Source organism: Providencia sp. M-27 (genome assembly GCF_011077905.1).
Taxonomy (GTDB): domain Bacteria; phylum Pseudomonadota; class Gammaproteobacteria; order Enterobacterales; family Enterobacteriaceae; genus Providencia; species Providencia huaxiensis.
Map to the genome: position 1 here is coordinate 1 of NZ_JAALBT010000062.1, position 1,042 is coordinate 1,042.

A 1,042-nucleotide genomic window follows, 5' to 3' on the forward strand; every position below is an offset into this window, starting at 1 on the left:
TCTCGAAGATGAGTAACCAGTACTGAAAGGTTAGGTGCTAATATAGTACCTAACCTTTATTTTCAATGTGTTATGTGAATATTCGCGTGCTGATGGTAATTCAAGGGGCACCAATGGCACATGTACATTTCATGTATATTTCATGTAATTCTCGTGGTTATTATATTTGGCAAAAGTCATATGTAGGAAAGCTAATTCGATTTGACTTGAGAACTAGAGATCTACAAATCGCTCATAAACGTTCAAAAATTCTACTTAGTACTTTTCATCGATTAAAAAAAGAATGCACTGATTTTGATGAGATCAGAGCACATTTAATTAATGAACGAGATATGTTCATCGAAGAAGGGATTCATTTAGAGGCAAACTACATTTATTGGATTAATAGCGGGAATTTACCTAGTAGACAGCAGAATGATAGCCGCTTTCAAGCTAAAGGGCATAAAATTAGCCAAGTTGCTGATGAGTGGTACAACGAAATGAAATCTGAATGGAGGCCATTAACATTTAAAGGTAACAAGGCTGCGATTGATTATTTAATTAGCCTATATGGTGATAAAGATATTCAATCATTTAACAAACCAAAGGTAGCTAGTTTTAAAAAGGCTTTAAAGAATAAGTATAAGTCTGAATTCTCTAGCCAATCCATGTTTAAGAAAGTATCAGCTCTTTTTAGCTTTGCCGCTGATAAAAGGGATTATATTACTAAAAATCCTTTTAGTAATATGGGATATAAGAAGATTAAAAAAATTAACCCTAGAATCTCAGTATCCACTGAATCACACAAAAAAGTACTTGAACTTATAGAGCACAAATCTCATCTGTGGTGGCTTATACAGGTACTATATTACACAGGTATGAGAGTGACCGAATGTATACAGCTAACAGAGCAGGATTATGTATACATTGCGGATAAAGGACAAAAGATAGCTTGTATAAGTGTTAATGATAGGGATGGTAAGAGGATTAAAAATTCAAGTAGTATAAGAACTATACCAATTCATAAAAATTTACTTCAAAGCGGAATTATGGATGAGAAGCC

At 33.4% G+C, this 1,042-nt stretch carries 1 pseudogene; it reads left to right on the forward strand.

Features of this window, described 5'->3' with window-relative positions:
• Positions 1 to 113: 113 nt before the first annotated feature.
• Positions 114 to 1,042 (forward strand): annotated as a pseudogene (locus G6Q48_RS21935) (hypothetical protein); the annotation flags it as partial.